The organism is Nocardia sp. NPDC058058, assembly GCF_042885355.1.
Taxonomy (GTDB): domain Bacteria; phylum Actinomycetota; class Actinomycetes; order Mycobacteriales; family Mycobacteriaceae; genus Nocardia.
In genome coordinates this window covers 571330-586859 of record NZ_JBHVSA010000001.1, presented here as the reverse complement: position 1 = coordinate 586859, position 15530 = coordinate 571330, and the positions used below count along the sequence as shown (strand labels likewise).

Annotated in this window: 12 protein-coding genes; 2 read left to right on the top strand and 10 right to left on the bottom strand. The window is 67.7% G+C overall.

The genetic code is table 11. The features are described 5' to 3' along the window. The first annotated feature begins 63 nt into the window (after positions 1 to 63). Positions 64 to 588 carry a hypothetical protein gene (locus ACFVUS_RS02645; protein ID WP_387761413.1) on the top strand — a complete coding sequence of 175 codons (525 nt, stop codon included), beginning with the start codon at positions 64 to 66 and terminating at the stop codon, positions 586 to 588. Positions 589 to 626: 38 nt separating this feature from the next. On the opposite strand, the gene ACFVUS_RS02640 is transcribed toward ACFVUS_RS02645, so the two are convergent. Continuing rightward, positions 627 to 2243, bottom strand: a complete 1617-nt coding sequence (locus tag ACFVUS_RS02640; protein WP_387761412.1) for a PucR family transcriptional regulator — start codon at positions 2241 to 2243, stop codon at positions 627 to 629. Between the two features lie 163 nt (positions 2244 to 2406). Here ACFVUS_RS02640 and ACFVUS_RS02635 point away from each other — a divergent pair, with 163 nt between their 5' ends. Further along, positions 2407 to 2841: a hypothetical protein gene (locus ACFVUS_RS02635; protein WP_387761411.1), complete on the top strand. Its 435-nt coding sequence runs from the start codon at positions 2407 to 2409 to the stop codon at positions 2839 to 2841. An 11-nt stretch (positions 2842 to 2852) separates the two neighbouring features. On the opposite strand, the gene ACFVUS_RS02630 is transcribed toward ACFVUS_RS02635, so the two are convergent. From ACFVUS_RS02630 to ACFVUS_RS02590, 9 genes are all read right to left on the bottom strand, one after another. After that, entirely contained in the window at positions 2853 to 6674 is a 3822-nt protein-coding gene (locus ACFVUS_RS02630; RefSeq protein ID WP_387761410.1) for an ABC transporter ATP-binding protein, read from the bottom strand. Then, positions 6671 to 8017, bottom strand: coding sequence for an LLM class flavin-dependent oxidoreductase (locus ACFVUS_RS02625; RefSeq protein WP_387761409.1), 1347 nt, complete (start codon positions 8015 to 8017; stop codon positions 6671 to 6673). The genes ACFVUS_RS02630 and ACFVUS_RS02625 overlap by 4 nt, the downstream gene beginning before the upstream one ends. A 12-nt stretch (positions 8018 to 8029) precedes the next feature. Beyond that, positions 8030 to 8752, bottom strand: coding sequence for an ABC transporter ATP-binding protein (locus ACFVUS_RS02620; RefSeq protein WP_387761408.1), 723 nt, complete (start codon positions 8750 to 8752; stop codon positions 8030 to 8032). Further along, positions 8728 to 9576: an ABC transporter permease gene (locus ACFVUS_RS02615; protein WP_387761406.1), complete on the bottom strand. Its 849-nt coding sequence runs from the start codon at positions 9574 to 9576 to the stop codon at positions 8728 to 8730. The genes ACFVUS_RS02620 and ACFVUS_RS02615 overlap by 25 nt, the downstream gene beginning before the upstream one ends. Continuing rightward, on the bottom strand, positions 9573 to 10610 hold the full coding sequence (locus ACFVUS_RS02610) for an ABC transporter substrate-binding protein (protein WP_387761404.1): 1038 nt from the start codon (positions 10608 to 10610) through the stop codon (positions 9573 to 9575). Before ACFVUS_RS02610 ends, ACFVUS_RS02615 begins: the two co-directional genes overlap by 4 nt. A gap of 165 nt (positions 10611 to 10775) precedes the next feature. After that, the gene (locus ACFVUS_RS02605; protein ID WP_387761402.1) at positions 10776 to 11924 is read right to left on the bottom strand and encodes an ROK family protein; all 1149 of its coding nucleotides are present in this window, start codon (positions 11922 to 11924) and stop codon (positions 10776 to 10778) included. A gap of 84 nt (positions 11925 to 12008) precedes the next feature. Continuing rightward, complete coding sequence (locus tag ACFVUS_RS02600) at positions 12009 to 12836, bottom strand: NADPH-dependent oxidoreductase (protein ID WP_387761401.1); 828 nt, start codon at positions 12834 to 12836, stop codon at positions 12009 to 12011. A 79-nt stretch (positions 12837 to 12915) separates the two neighbouring features. Then, positions 12916 to 13977 (bottom strand): LLM class flavin-dependent oxidoreductase, encoded by a 1062-nt coding sequence (locus tag ACFVUS_RS02595; RefSeq protein ID WP_387761399.1) that lies wholly within the window; start codon positions 13975 to 13977, stop codon positions 12916 to 12918. A 90-nt stretch (positions 13978 to 14067) separates the two neighbouring features. Then, positions 14068 to 15480, bottom strand: coding sequence for a pyridoxal-phosphate dependent enzyme (locus ACFVUS_RS02590; RefSeq protein ID WP_387761398.1), 1413 nt, complete (start codon positions 15478 to 15480; stop codon positions 14068 to 14070). Positions 15481 to 15530: the final 50 nt, after the last annotated feature.

Sequence of the window (15530 nt, the reverse complement as noted above, 5' to 3'; positions counted from 1 at the left end):
CTGGTACAGGGCGTACGAGTATTACATCGTCCACGTTCCAACTGTTCGTAAGGATCCGCAGTCATGAAGAAGAATCTCGTCACCATCGCCGGTACCGGAGTTATCGCCCTGGCCGCGCCCGCCCTCATTCTCGCGGCGGGAACCGGGACGGCCAATGCCGCGACCGTGACTCCCCCGGCCCCGGCCGCCCAACAGCAGCCGTCCAATCCGATCGCCAGCGGCGCGGCCGTGGGCGCGGGTATCGGCGCCGGAGTGGGCGCGGTCGGCGGCGGTATCGTCGGCGGTATCGCGGGGCTGCCGGTGGGTCTGGCCGGAGCCGCGATCGGCGTGCCGATCGGAGCCGTCACGGGTGCGGCCATCGGCGGGGTGATCGGACTGCCCGCGGTCCCGCTCGAGGGTGTCACCGTTCCCGGTGGCGCGATCACCGGCGGATTGATCGGCGGCGCAGTCGGTTTCGCGGCCGGTGAAGCGGTTCCGGTGGCGGTCGGCGCGGGTGTCGGCGCGGCGATCGGCACCGGCGTCGGTGCGGGCATCGGTGCGGCGGTGGGCGCGACGAACCCGAACGCGGTACCGAATGTGGTGCACTGACGGCGATTACGACGGCTACCCGGGATCGCGGACCGCGATCACCGGATGCCGCGCCGCAGATGTGAGAGTCGAAGTTCCAACTGCGCGAGCAATACCGAGTCCGCGTCCTGTAGATCGAGTCCACTGACCTCCTGCACTTTGCGCAGGCGATACCGCAGGGTGTTGATGTGCACGTGCAGCCGGGCGGCTGCCGCGTCCAGCACCCCGCCCGATTCGAAGTACGCGGACAGCGATTCCAGCAGCTGCCCATTGCCGCCCTGTTCATCGGCCAGCGCGCGCAGCGGACCCGAAAACGGCGGCAGATCAAGGGAATCCGCGTAATCGGCGAGTCTGCCCAGCAGCATCGGCAGCGCCACATCCGCCAATCGCGCACTCGCGGGCCCGGGCTGCCGCAGCATGGCGGTCAGAATCGCACCGGCCTGCGCCCGCGCCACCGCCACCCGCGCCACGCCCGCGATCGCGGGGGCGACGGCAATCCGATAGTCGGTGCCGTCGAGCGACCGACGCATGAAATCGTCTGCCAGCGAACGGGTTTCGGTGACAGCCAGCTCATCGTCCAACCCCGGCCAGGCCAGCAGCGCGTAGAGCACCCGCGCATTGCGCAGCACCACGCTGGACGGGTGAACCGCGCTGAGATAGTGCTCGAAGAGATTGTCGATCCGACGCCGATCCGCGATCAGCGAACCGTCACCCCGGCCCGCCGCGTTACGCGGATCCTCAGCTCCGATGGCCAGTACGACCAGCGGTCCGGGCGTCAATCCGAGCCGATCCGCCGCGAGCATCGCCCCCGGACCACCCGCGAAGACCGCCTCGCCCAGTTCACGACGCTCCTGCCGGATGGCCGAGGGCGGATTCATGGTCAACTGTGCCAGTTGCAAGGCCACGATCCGGGTCAGATACCGCAACTGCTCGGCCGTCTCCTCCGAGAGCGGCTCCTGCACCACGATCCAGATATAGCCGAGGATGACACCGCCGCTGCGCACCGCGATCGCGACCCGGGGCATCGGCTGACCGTCGATCGAATGCGCGGGTACGAACACCGGATCGGGAGATTTGGCGATTTCGGCCAGCACGCCCTCTTCGGCGAGCAGCCGAACCCAGCCCGGCCGCACCGTGCGCACCAGAATCGATTCCACCCGCAGCCCGTCGGCCCCCTGCTGCCCGGTCGACCAGGCCAGCACCTCGGACGCCTCGGATTCGATGGTGACCGGTCCGCCGACCAGCGTGCTGATCGAATCCGCCAGTGCGAAAAGCTCATTCGCCGCCGAACCGTCACCGGCGAGATGGGATCGGCCGCGGTCGATGAGCCGCTGCCGCAGACTCACCGCCAACTCCATCCACGAGGTGTCCTCGCGCAGCCACACCACCGCGATACCGGCGGCCAGATCCGCGGCGATCTTCGCGGAGGTCCCCTTGACCACCACACCGGCCACGCCATCGCGTTCGGCGGCGGCCAGCAGCGCGCACACCCGCTCCTCGCCGTCCACCCCGATGGCGAGTACCAGCGCGCCCGGTTCGAATACCGCATCGGCCGAATCGAAGAGTTCGATACTCGTCACGGGCCGGTCCGACGCCTCATCGGCACCGAGCAGCCGCGCGACACCGTCATTCAATCCCGCCACGATTTTCTGGACAGTAGCTACATCGTTGCCCATAGTCTTGAAGGTAGCCCCGAATCTCCGAATATCGCAGGTCTGCGGGCAGTGAAAAAGTAGACATATCGGGTAACCACCCGGCTGTCGGTGCGAACAAATACCGGCTTTCAGGCTCGAGCACGACGACAAGACCGGCCACCCCCGCGCCCGGAACCATCACGGTATGACGTTCACCGGATCATGGTTCCATCGGCAGTGGCCGACCCTGGTAATCCTCACCATCGCGGGTCTGGCCGCATCGATCTACGGCGTATTCGCACCCGTGCATCCGGCGCGCAGGCATACCGCCATCGATCTCATCGTCCGGCCCGAGCGGATAACGAACGGCTGGCTCGTCTATCGCACCCCGGACCGCGCCGATACCGGCACAACCCAGCACAAGCGTGTCATCGACTGGGCGACAGTGATTTCCGCCGACGCGACCATCGTGTGCACGCCGGACTGCGAGCATCTGACCGGCAGCCCCTACCGCGGTCCGTGCACGCTGGAGCATCTTCGCGACGACCTCGCCCACCGGAACTCCATGCCGGACATGGCAATCCACGTGCAGGACGGAGCGGTGACGAGAATCGTGGAACTCCCGCACCGCTGCGCCTGAGCACTGTCCTCTCAGGCGTTCATCGACTCCGCTTCCACCGCGTCACCGACGTAGGCCGACCACAGGCGGCGATAGGGGCCGTCCTGTTCCAGCAGATCGGTGTGGCGACCGGTTTGCAGCAGGCGACCCTCGCCGACCACCACGATGAGGTCCGCGGTGGCGGCGGTCGCCAGGCGGTGCGCCACCACGATGGTGGTGCGCCCCGCCGTGAGCACCTCGACCGCCGTGCGGACCCGGGCGTCGGTGGCCAGGTCCAGTGACGCGGTGGCCTCATCGAGGATGAGGATGTCCGGATCGACCAATTGGGCGCGGGCCAGGGCCAGCAGTTGACGCTGCCCCGCCGACAGTGCCGCACCGTGCGCGCCGATGGGCTGGCGGTAGCCGTGTTCGAGGGCGGCGATCATCTCGTGCGCGCCGACCGCCCGTGCGGCCCATTCGATTTCGGCCGGGGTGGCATCGGGTTTGCCGTACGCGATGGCCGCGTGCACGGTGTCACCGAACAGGAACGGCTCCTGCGGCACCACGCCGAGGCGATGGCGGTAGTCGCGCAATCGGTAGTCGCGGATGTCCACGCCGTCGACCAGTACCGCGCCGTCGGTGGTGTCGTAGAGGCGCGCGAGCAGTTTCACCAGGGTGGATTTGCCCGCACCGGTTTCGCCGACCACGGCGACCTGCTGGCCGGGCGCGATCCGCAGATCGATACCGGACAGCACCCGGGTTCCGGCGGTGTCGTAGGCGAAACCGACAGCGCGGAACTCGATCTCGCCCGCCAGGCCCGCGACCGGACGGGCGTGCGGCGCCTCCGGGGTGGCGACCTGTTCGCGCATGAGCACTCCGAGGCGTTCGACGCCGATCACCGCCTGCTGATAGCTGTCGAAGACCTGCGACAGCTGCTGGATGGGCGCGAACAGCAGATCGACGTACAGCAGGAACGCGATCAAAGTGCCTGCGGTGAGCACGCTTTCGCGAACCTGATGCACACCGACGGCCAGGACCGCCGCCGTGGCGATCAGCGACATGATCTCGATGAACGGGAAGAACAGCGCCATAAGCGTCTGACTGCGCAGCCGGGCGTTGCGGTAACCCCAGGAGCGCCGGTCGAATTCGCGCTGATTCACCGCCTCGCGGCGATAGGCCTGCGTCACCGCGATGGTGTCCACGTTCTCCTGCAAATACGCGTTGGCGGCGCTGACCTGTTCGCGAGCCAGGTTGTACGCGGGCACCGAGGCACGGCGGAAGGCGATGGTCGCCACCACCAGCACCGGCAGCAATGGCAGTACCACCAGCGCCAGTCCGGCGTCGATGACGACCAGCGCCACCACCACCCCGGCGATGGTGAGGGTGCTGGTGAGCGCGACCGCCAGGCCCGTCTGCAGGAACGTGGACAGACCGTCGACGTCGGTGATCATGCGAGTCATGATGCGCCCGGCCAGTTCTCGCTCGTAGAACTGCAATCCCAGACGCTGCAATTGCGCGAACACCTTGACCCGCAACCCGTACAGCAGCCGCTCCCCCGCACGCCCGGTGACCCGCACCTGCGCGACCGTGATCGCCCAGTCCACCACGACCACCACCAGTGCCAGACTCGCGGCGATCAGCAGCACACCGCGCGCGTTCTCCAGCACACCGTGGTCGATGCCGAACCGCACCAGGAACGGGATCAGGATCTGCGCCAGCGCGTCCAGGGCCACCAAGCCGAGACCGGCCAGCAGCGGCAGCGCGAACGGGCGCAGCAACCCGGCCAGATCGAAGGAGGTATCCGGGGTGTGCGAGAAGTGTTCGGACACTTCGGGTTCCCCGGACAGCGGCGGCAGGCGATCGATCAGCGCCTGCACATCACCGCTGGGCGGCGCACCCGACATCATGCCGCCGCCGACGCCGCCCATCGGCCCGGGCGCGCCCGCCGCGCGCTGGGAGAACGCCTTGGCGATCTGTTCGAGCACCCGGCTCTCATCACCGTCGGATTCGGCCTGCGCCCAAAGTCCCTCGGTGGGAACCGATTCCGAACCGGCGGTCAGGTCGACGGCGATGCTCGCCGGATCGGGCGGGGTGAACAGCGCGTGGAACAGCTCACCCGAGCGCTGTAGTTCGTGCAGCGTGCCGAGTTCGGCGATGCGGCCGTCATCCAGGACCGCGACGCGATCGGCCAGCGCCAGCGTCGAAATGCGGTGCGCCACCACGATGGTGGTGCGCCGTCGCACCTCGGCGGCGATGCGGGCGAAGATCTGTTCCTCGACCTGGGCGTCGATGGCCGAGGTGGCATCGTCGAGCACCAGGATCGGGGCATCGGTGATCAGGGCGCGCGCCAGGGCCAGGCGCTGGCGCTGCCCACCCGAAAGCCGCTGTCCGCGTTCACCGATGAGCGTATCGAGGCCTTCGGGCAGCGCGGCCACGAAGTCGTCGGCGGCGGCCAGTCGCAGCGCGTGCCAGACCTGATCGTCGTCCGCCTCGGGTCGGCCGTACGCGACATTGGCGCGCACGCTGTCGGCCATCAGCGAGGTGTCCTCGAACACCATGGCGACCTGATCGCGCAGCTCCGTCAGTTCGCGAATATCGGTGCCGTCCAGCAGAATCCGGCCCGCGTCCGGATCGAACAACCGGGGCAGCAGCTGCACCAGGATCGATTTCCCGGAGCCCGCCGCGCCCGCGATGGCCACCGTCTCCCCCGCCTCGACGACCAGCTCCAAACCGTTCAATACCGGCGGCTGATCCTCGAATCCGAAACGCACATCCTGGAATTCGATGCGCGGAGCGTGTTCTGCCCGTACGGTATCGGGAGCTCTGGTTCCCGCCGCCCCCGTCTCGGCGGGAACCGGTGTCTCGATCACCTCGCGCACCCGATCCAGGGATGCCTTGCCCTGCTGGCTCACCGTGAGCAGCATGGAGAACATTCGAATCGGCGTCACGAACGACCCGAGGTAGGTCATGAACGCCAAAAACGTGCCCAGCGTGATGGATTGGTGCAGCGCGAGCAGACCACCCACAATCAACACCAGCGCCTGACCGGCGGCCGGAATCGCCTGCATGAGCGGTGTGAATCGACTGGTGATCCGAGTAATCCGCAGCCGCGACCGGTACAGATCACGCGCGGACTCGGCCAGACCATCCAGTTCGCGCGATTCCTGCCCGAAACCCTTCACCACGCGCACCCCGGTGACGGCGGCCTCCACCCGCATGGCCACCTCCGCGGCGCGCGCCTGGGCGTCCCAGTTGGCCGGGAACAACTCGCGCTGACTGCGTTTGGTGATGAACCACAGCGCCGGAATCACCAGCAGCGCGATCGCGGTCAGCGCCGGGGACATGGTCGCCATCAATACCAGCGACACCCCGAGCAGCACCGCGTTACCCGTGACCAGCGGAACCAATTGCAGGAACATCTGGATCAGCGTCACATCGGTGATGGCGCGACTCACCACCTGCCCGGTGTACAGCCCGGCCCGCTGCCGCCCATTCAACCGCAGCAGCGCCGCGAACAGATCGCGGCGCAGATCATGCTGCACATCCAGGGACAGTCGCGAGGACCCCACGCGCCGGGTGTATCCGGCACCGAACCGCACCACCCCGATGGCGAGTAGCAACACCACCCACGGCACCACCGACGCCGCACTCGAGGTGAGCGTGTCGACCACATGTCGCACGATCAACGGCAGAATCGCGGTGAGCACCGCCGCGATCACCGACCCCACGGCGGCGGCGACCACCGTCCGCCGATGCGCAGCGCATCGCCGCAGCAGATACCGAATCCAGCCGGTGGCAGCGGAATCGGTCGCCGCGGCCGATTGCGAGCCAGATTCCGAGGCCGCGGGATCGAAACAGTCGGAGCCCGAACTCATCCGGCGACCACGAGCGCGCCGGCGGCATCGAACTGGTTGACCGGGCGCTCCAGCCCGTAGTGCCCGCGCAGGGTGGTCTCGGTGTACTCGGTGCGGAACAGCCCGCGCCGCTGCAGAATCGGCACCACCTCGTCGACGAAGCGCTCCAGACCGGACGGCAGCACGGCGGGCATGATGTTGAAACCGTCGGCGGCACCGCGGGTGAACCATTCCTCGATGGTGTCCGCGACCTGTTCGGCCGTACCGGCGAAGGTGTGGTGCCCGCGCCCGCCGCCGAGCCGGGCGATGAGCTGGCGCAGCGTGAGCCGTTCGCGCCGAGCGAGATTCACGATCAGGGTGAACCGGCTCTTGGCGCCCTGGATCTCGTCCTCGGTGGGCAGATCGTCGGGCAGTTCGCTGTCCAGGTCCAGATCCTCGACCGGAATACCCCAGGTGCGGGCGAGTTGGCGCTTGGCGTATTCGGGCGAGATCAACCGCTCCAGTTCGGCATCGAGCTCGCGCGCGTGCTCCTCGGTATCGCCGATGACGGGCACGATGCCGGGCAGGATCTTGATGGTGTCGGGATCGCGGCCGATCGCGGCGGCCCGGCGCTTGAGATCGGTGTAGAACTCCAGCCCGTCCTCGATGGTCTGCTGCGCGGTGAACACCGCCTCGGCGTGGCGGGCCGCGAATTCCTTACCGTCCTCGGAGGATCCGGCCTGCACCAGCACCGGATAGCCCTGCGGTGAGCGCGGCAGGTTCAGCGGTCCGGCGACCTTGAAGAACTCACCGTCGTGATCGATCTTGCGAACCTTGTCCGGATCGGTGTGGATACCCGATTCCTTATCGGCGAGCACCGCGTCATCGGCCCAGCTGTCCCACAGTTTCGTTGCCACATCGACGAATTCGGCGGCCTTGGCGTAGCGCAGCGCGTGATCGGGCACATCGTCGAGGCCGAAATTGCGGGCCGCGTCCGCACCGGCGGTGGTGACGATATTCCAGCCGACGCGCCCGCCGGACACCCAGTCCACCGAGGCGAACCGCCGCGCCAGATTGAACGGGGAGTTGTAACTGGTGGACGCGGTGGCGATGAGACCGATCCGCGAGGTCTGCACCGCGATGGCGGTGAGCAGCACCGTCGGCTCCAGCTTGCCGGACGGGCGGCGGCCGGTATCGCCGAACAGCACCGGGCTGTCCGCGAAGAAGATCGAATCCAGCTTGCCGCGCTCGGCGATCTTGGCGAGGTTCACGTAGTGGTCGATCTTGGTATTCGAATTCGGATCGGATTCCGGCAACCGCCAGGACGCCTCGTGGTGTCCGGTCGACATGAGAAACGCGTTGAGGTGCAACTGCTTCGGGGACATACGGTTCCTAACTCAGACTCCGGCCGGGACGACGCCCAGCGCGGTCAACAGGGTCCGGCGGTAACGCTGGAATTCGGGCTCGCCCGGATCGCGTTCGGCCGGCAGTTCGATGGGCAGGTCGACGGTGAGGCGGCCCGCGTCCAGCACCAGCACGCGCTGCGCCAGGGTGATCGCCTCGTCCACGTCATGGGTGACCAGCAGGACTGTCGGGGTGTGCCGCGCGATCAATTCGCGCAGTAGCTCATGCATCTTGATACGGGTGAGCGCGTCCAGCGCGCCGAAGGGTTCATCGGCGAGCAACAGATCGGGCTCGCCGACCAGGGCGCGGGCCAGCGCCACCCGCTGCTGCTCACCACCGGACAGCTCGGACGGCCAGGCACGGTCGCGGCCGGTCAGCCCGACCTCTGCCAGCAGGTCGCGGCCCTGCTGGCGGCGGCTGCGCGGCTGCCCGTAGAGGACGTTGCTCAGCACCCGCTGCCACGGCAGCAATCGCGAATCCTGGAATACCACGGAGGTTTTCGCGGGCACCCGCAGCGTGCCGGTCCCCTCGACATCGCGATCCAGTCCGGCCAGCGCGCGCAGTAGCGTGCTCTTGCCGGAGCCGCTGCGGCCGAGCAGGGCGACGAACTGGCCGGGCGGGATGGTGAGCGAGATATCGTCCAGCACGGTGCGATTCCCGAAGGAGCGCACCAGATCCCGGGTGCGGACACCTAGTTCGAAATCGTGCGACGCCATGACAGCACCCTGCCTTCGATCAGTCGGATACCGGCGTCGGAGATCAGTCCGAAGACCCCGTACAGCACCAGGCAGACCAGGATGACGTCGGCCTGACCGTAGTTCTGGGCGCTGCTCATCATTTTTCCCAATCCGTCTGTGGCATTGACGGATTCGACGACGACCAGGAACAGCCAGGCCGAGGTGACCCCGAGCCGCAGCCCGAGGAAGAAGCCCGGCAGCGAGCCCGGGATCACCACGCTGCGAATGAACTGCACCCGCGAAACCCCTTGCACCTCCGACAGTTCCACGAATCGCTTATCGATGGCGGTGAGCGCGGCATGGGTTTGCAGGTATACCGCGACGACCACGCCGAGGGTGATCACCACGATCTTGAACGTCTCACCGATGCCCAGCCACAGAATCATCAGCGGGATCAGGCCCAGGCTCGGGATGGCGCGCTTGATCTGCAATGGACCGTCGATCAGCGATTCGCCGAGCCGGGACAGCCCCGCGATCAGCGCCAGCAAGGTGCCGATCACGACGCCGACGCCGAGACCGATTCCGGCCCGGGTCAGCGAGGCGACGGTGTTGTCGACCAGGGTGCCATCGCGCACCAGATCCCAGCCGGTATCCAGGACGGTCCACGGCGCGGACAGTTTGCGCTGATCCAGCAGGCCGTAATAGCTGCCCGCCGACCAGGCGGCGAGCACCACCACCACGCCGAGCAGGCGGGCGAACGGTACCGGTTTACGAAGTCCCAGGCGGCGCAGGCGACGCCGTTCCACGAAGGCCTCGGCGGGCCGGGCGGTGGTTACCGCCGGGCGCGGCAGTGCGAGTGTCATTGCGACTCCTTGGTCCGGTACTGCGCGGGCACCGCCTCGGAGGCGAGCTGTTCGAAGCGCTTATCGAAGAGTTGCGCGGCGTCGAACGTCGAACCGAAATAGCCGGAGCCGGTGACCAGATCGATGGTTTCCTGCTCCCACTTGATGGCGTCATCCCATTTCGCGGGATAAAACGGCTTTTCCACGGTGGTGAGAATTCGTTTGGCGTCTTCCGCCGAAACCTTCTGATCCTTCACGTAATACGCGTCCAGCCACTGGTCCGGATGCTCCCAGGCCCAAATATCGCTTCGCGCCCAGACCTTCACGAATTCGGTGACCGCGGCGAGTTTGGCGGAATCCTGGAGTACCGCGGTCGGCGCCCACAGCACGGTCAGCGCGTCCACGGCGGGGGTGTTCACCGCGCGAGCGCCCTGGCTGCCGTACTGGGCGAGGTATTTGGTGGTCGACGGCTCGGCGAGCGGTGCGACATCGATTTGCTTGCCCTGCAACGCGGTCAGGAATTGCGGGCTGTTCAATTCCACGAGTTTCACATCGCTGAGCGGGATGCCCGCGGCCTGCAAGGTGCGCAGGATGACCACGCCCTGGGCTTGACCGGGCGAGAATCCGATCCGCTTACCGCGCAGATCGGCGAGGCCGGTGATATTCGAACCGGGCGCGGTCGCCAGCTGATACAGCGGCGTCGAGCGCACCTTGACCCCGACGATCTTCGCGTCGACGCCGGTGGCGTGCGCGTGGATCGGGGGAATTCCGGCATTGGTGGCGATATCGAGCGCACCGCCACGGAAGGCCTGGATCACATCGGGTCCGGCCTGCACCACGGGCCAGTCGGAGACGGTGAATGACAGCGGATTCGGCTGACCGGACGCCTCCAGGGCGACGCGGGTGGTATTCACCGAAATGGAGAGTTTGGTGCCCGGCGGCACCGTGGTCGGCAGCGCCGCCGAAAGATCGGTATCGCCGCCCTTGGTGGCGCAACCCGCGACCAATAGTGCGGCGGCCAGGACCAAACCTAGCCCGGGAATAGCAGAGCGCATTGATGACTCCTGATAGAACTGCGTCGGAACGAATGTGAGGAATCCGGGCAGCAATGACAGGAGCGGGTCTCGGACCGGAGGGCGGCGGCAGGATTTCGCATATAAGGACTCTCGCGGAAAGCGTTGCGATCGGGCAACATTCGTTCGACTTAAAATAAGTGCGAATCAAATCCCGACCGGCCGCACCGCCTGTTCGGCGGCGGCCACCACGGCGAGCGGGTCGGTGTACAGCCGCTGCAGTACCGCGGCCCCGGCGGCGGTCTCCAGTACCCGGCCGAAGAACGACGATCCCGTGATCACCTCCTCGGGACGCTCACAGGCCGAGAATCGGCGCACCCCATCGAGATACGCCGCGCGCACACCCGGCACCCGGACCAGTCCGGGATCCACGATCACCACCGCGTCCGGATCGAGCAGATCGATCACCACCGCCACCACGCGCGCCAGAATGCGCGCGCGATTCACGAACAGCGTCTGCGCCGCCGGGTCACCGACCGCCACGGACACCAGATCCGGAATGCCGCGCACGGACAGGCCCAGTTCATGCGCGGCGGCCACCAGCGCCCGATCGGTGCACTGCGCCAATTCGGATTCGGCGGTATCGCCCCCGGCCAGCCGGGTGATCGCACCCGCGGCCGAGCGTGGGCCGTAATGCACCCGCCCATGCACCGAGAACGCGACGTCGATGACATTGCCCGCGAACAGCACCACGGTGGCGGCGGTACTGCCCGCATGCCCGAAGAGCTGTTCGGCGTGCACCAGCGCGCGGGTGTGACTGTCCATGGTCACCGGCAGTCCGGTGTGCTCCGAAAGATAGTGCCGTACAGCCACATTGCGCCACGGCAGGGTGCCGTGCTCGATCACGGTGCCGGCGGCGCTGTCCACCCAGCCGCCGATCGCCACGCCCAATCCGATGACGCGCTCGGTCAATTCGGCCCGCAGCCGCCGCACCTCGGCGGCAGCGGCGGCCAGAATCACCTCGGGTTCCAGGGTGGCGTGCGGTATGCGATGCGAAAGCCGCACGGTCCCGGCGATATTCAACACCGCGACGGTGCAGTGATCCGCGGCGATATGCACCCCGATCACCACATTGCCCGCGATATCGAGCACCAGCGGCGAATGCGGCCTGCCCATTCCGGCCGGTCCGGCCGTCTCCGGCAATTCGATCAGCAGCCCGGCCGAGCCCAGCGCCCGCACCTGCGATGTCACGGTGGCGGGCGACAATCCGGCCCGTTTCGCGATCGCACTGCGCGGCGCGGTCCCCTCCTCGAGCACGGCCCGTAACACCGCACCCGCGCTCTTGTCCGCACTCACAATCCGCACACCTCCGCGACACCCACACACCTTCGAGACCCGAACAGTCCGCACACCAACGAGCCCCGCCTCCGGGCCTATCGATCAGCGCAGCGGGAATCCCCGTGCGGCAAGCTGATCGCGCAGCCGATGACGGCCATTGAGGGCGGCGGCCGAGGCCAGCCGGGCCAGCACCCGCTCGGTCCACGAATGCTGGAGGCGCTGTTCGGAGTAGAACTCGGCGATCCGGGTCTCGTACTCGGCGATATGCGCGCCCTGCGCGGCCGTGTCGTACGCCTCGGTGTGCAGCACCGCGGCCTGCGGCAGTCGCGGCTTGACCCGCGCGTCCTCACTCGGATCCGGGGTGCCGACCACCAGTCCGACGACGGCGAAAACACCCGGCGGCAAAGCCAATTCGGCCGCCACCTGTTCCGGATGGTTCCGAATCGCGCCGATGTACACGGTGCCCAGGCCCAGCGATTCGGCCGCCACCAGCGCGTTCTGCGCGGCCAGCGCGGCATCCAGGAACGCTACATAGCTGGATTCCAGATAGTCCGCGCCCTCCAAGGGAGCATCGCGTTCGGCGGCCAGCCCGCGCAACCGGGCAAGATCGGCGGTCCACACCAGCAGCACCGGAGCCTGCCGAATATGTTCCTGATTCCCGGCCAACTCCGCCAGGCGCGCCTTGCGTTCGGGATCGCGCACCGCGATCACACTCCACGCCTGCAAATTCGAGGAGGTCGGCGCGGATTGCGCGGCCGAAATCAGCAGCCGCAGTGTCTCTTCCGAGATCGGATCGGGCAGATACCGGCGCACCGAGCGGTGCTCGTGCAGCACCCGCAGCACCGGATTCCACTGCGCGGGCTCGACCGGGGCGGGGTCGCGGTAGCGCTGGGCCACCACCTGTTCCGGGGACGGGGCGATCTGAGTCATGGCGAGTATCGTCGCCGCGATGGCCGCCCGAGTCAGCTATTGACCGCAGCTCGATTCGAACCCACAGCTGAGCCGGAGTTCACAGATCCGCGAGCAGCGGGAGCAGCTGGGTGCCCTGGCGCTCGATCTCGGACAGGTACGGGGTGTCGGACAGTACGAAGTGGGTGATCCCCAGATCGCGGTAGCGCCGCAGTGATTCGGCGACGTCCTGCGCCGACCCGACCAGCCAGGTGGTGCCCGCGCCGCCACCGCCGAATCGGCCCGGTGTGGTGTAGAGATTGTCGTCCAGCACTTCCCCGCGCGCGGCCAGATCGAGCAGGCGCTGTTGCCCGACGGCCGTCTGCCGCCAATTCTGCTGTTCGCCTTGCCGTTCGGCCATCTCCGCCACCTTCGCCTCGGCGTCGGCCCAGGCCTGTTCGGTGGTGTCGCGCACGAAAGTGGTGACGCGCAAACCGAATTCGAGCGGTGCGTGCTCGCGGCCCAGTTCGGCGCTCAGCGCGCGCAGGCGTTCGATGCGCTCGCGTACGCCCTCGAGGGGTTCACCCCAGAACAGCTGCACATCGGCCTCGGTCGCGGCGACCCGCTCGGCCGCATCGGACGCGCCGCCGAAGTAGAGCTTGGGATGCGGGCGGCCCTCGCGGGGCGTAATGCGCGGCACCACGGTGGAATCGGTGACCTGATAGTGCTCACCGCGATAGGTGACGTTCTCCTCGGTCCAGAGCTTGCGCACCAACTGCAAGAACTCCTTGGTGCGTCCGTACCGCAGTGCCTGATCCTCCTCGCTCTCGCCGTACGCCGGGAGATTGTCCTTACCGGAGACGATATTGATCCGGACCCGGCCACCGGAGAGATGATCGAGCGTCGCGGCAGCGGTGGCGAAATTCGCGGGCCGCCAATATCCCGGACGGATCGCGATCAGCGGTTCGAAACTCTCGGTGCGCGCGGCCAGCGCGGTGGCGACGGTGAAGGTATCCGGACGTCCCCACCCGGTGCCCAGCAGCGCGCCCTTCCAGCCGTACTCCTCGAGCGCCAGCGCCTGCGTGGTCAACGCGTCCAGACTGTTGTGACCGGCACCGGCGGTATCCCCGCGATGGCCCGGGTCGACCTGATTGGGTATGTACCACAGGAATTCGACGCTCATAGCGATGATTGAACCCGCGCGCGCACCATCCGCTGAGAGATAAATTCCGCGCGATTCCAGATACGTATCACCGCACCCGATCGGGCGGGGTCACCGCGTACCCGTGTGCACGGCTTGCGAAGTCAGGCGCTCGGCATCGACCACGGCGACGATTCGCCCTTCGTGCGTGATGACCACCGGGCCGGTTCGCCCGTCCAACCGCGCGACGGCATCCGCCAGCGCTGCCGTGGTGCCCAGCACCGGCAGTGCCTCGGACAGGTGCTCGCCGACCGGATCGGTATCGGGGGCCTCGGCCAGGCCGGTCCGGGTGATGCTGCCGAGCAGTTCGGTCGCCACCAGCGGCCCGGATGCGTTGCGCTGCAACACCACCGGGAGCGCCTCGGCCGCGCCGAGTAATTCCCGCGCCGACGCCACCGGCGCACCCGACAGCACCACGGGCGCGGCCGCACCCCCCAGATCCCCGAGGATCGATCCGACGGTCGGTCCGCTCACCGGGCCGGTCAGTTCGAAACCGAAGGTGCCCAGCCACTCGTCACTGAAGTACTTCGACAGGTAGGCCCGCCCGGAATCCGGGGCGAGCACCACCACCACGTCATCGGGTCCGAGTGCACGCGCGGTACGGAGCGCGGCGGCGATCGCCGTCCCGGAGGATCCGCCCAGCAGTAGACCTTCCTCCCGCGCCAGCCGGTGCAGCACCCGAATCGCCTCGGCGTCGGCGACCTGTTCGATACGGTCGACCACATCCACCCGGTACGCCTCCGGCCACAGATCCTCCTCTGTCTCGGGGTGCAGGAAGTGACCGACGGCCTCCACGAACCAGATTCGGCCGTCGCCGCCACCGTACACAGAGGTTTCCGGGTCCGCGCCGATGACTCGCACCGACCCGCCGGATACGTCCTTCAGGAAGCCGCCGGTACCGCTGATGGTGCCGCCGGTGCCGATACCCGCCACGAAATGCGTGATGCGCCCATCGGTTTGGGCCCAGATCTCCGGCCCGGTGGTGGCGCGGTGCGCGGCCGGGTTGGCGGGGTTGTCGTATTGCCCGGCGAACCACGCGCCCGGGATCTCCTCCACCAATTTCAGTGCGACACTGCGCAAATGCTCGGGATGCCCGACCGGTCGCAGTCCCGGCGTGATGTGCACTTCCGCACCGTAGGCGCGCAGCAGCGCCTTCTTCTCGGCGCTCACCTTGTCCGGCACCACCACGATGGTGCGGTAGCCGCGCGCGGCGGCGACGGCGGCCAAACCCAGCCCGGTATTGCCGGAGCTGGCCTCCACCACGGTGCCGCCCGGACCCAGTTCCCCGGATGCCTCGGCGGCGAGCAGCATGGCGCGCGCCGCGCGATCCTTCACGCTGCCACCGGGATTGAGATATTCGAGCTTGACGTACACGGTGGCGCGAATGTCATCGGTGACCCGGTTCAACCGCACCAGCGGCGTATTGCCGATGGCATCGGCGAACGAGTCGTACGTGCCCGCGGTGGCGGCGGATACGGCGGTCATGCGGCGGCCCTGCCTGTCTCACCGAGCGCGTCGAACAGCTCCCGGCGTAG

Coding starts and splice junctions, on each gene's coding strand:
- ACFVUS_RS02645 (WP_387761413.1), top strand. CDS start 64: ATGAAGAAGAATCTCGTCACCATCGCCGGTACCGGAGTTATCGCCCTG.
- ACFVUS_RS02640 (WP_387761412.1), bottom strand. CDS start 2,243: ATGGGCAACGATGTAGCTACTGTCCAGAAAATCGTGGCGGGATTGAAT.
- ACFVUS_RS02635 (WP_387761411.1), top strand. CDS start 2,407: ATGACGTTCACCGGATCATGGTTCCATCGGCAGTGGCCGACCCTGGTA.
- ACFVUS_RS02630 (WP_387761410.1), bottom strand. CDS start 6,674: ATGAGTTCGGGCTCCGACTGTTTCGATCCCGCGGCCTCGGAATCTGGC.
- ACFVUS_RS02625 (WP_387761409.1), bottom strand. CDS start 8,017: ATGTCCCCGAAGCAGTTGCACCTCAACGCGTTTCTCATGTCGACCGGA.
- ACFVUS_RS02620 (WP_387761408.1), bottom strand. CDS start 8,752: ATGGCGTCGCACGATTTCGAACTAGGTGTCCGCACCCGGGATCTGGTG.
- ACFVUS_RS02615 (WP_387761406.1), bottom strand. CDS start 9,576: ATGACACTCGCACTGCCGCGCCCGGCGGTAACCACCGCCCGGCCCGCC.
- ACFVUS_RS02610 (WP_387761404.1), bottom strand. CDS start 10,610: ATGCGCTCTGCTATTCCCGGGCTAGGTTTGGTCCTGGCCGCCGCACTA.
- ACFVUS_RS02600 (WP_387761401.1), bottom strand. CDS start 12,836: ATGACTCAGATCGCCCCGTCCCCGGAACAGGTGGTGGCCCAGCGCTAC.
- ACFVUS_RS02595 (WP_387761399.1), bottom strand. CDS start 13,977: ATGAGCGTCGAATTCCTGTGGTACATACCCAATCAGGTCGACCCGGGC.
- ACFVUS_RS02590 (WP_387761398.1), bottom strand. CDS start 15,480: ATGACCGCCGTATCCGCCGCCACCGCGGGCACGTACGACTCGTTCGCC.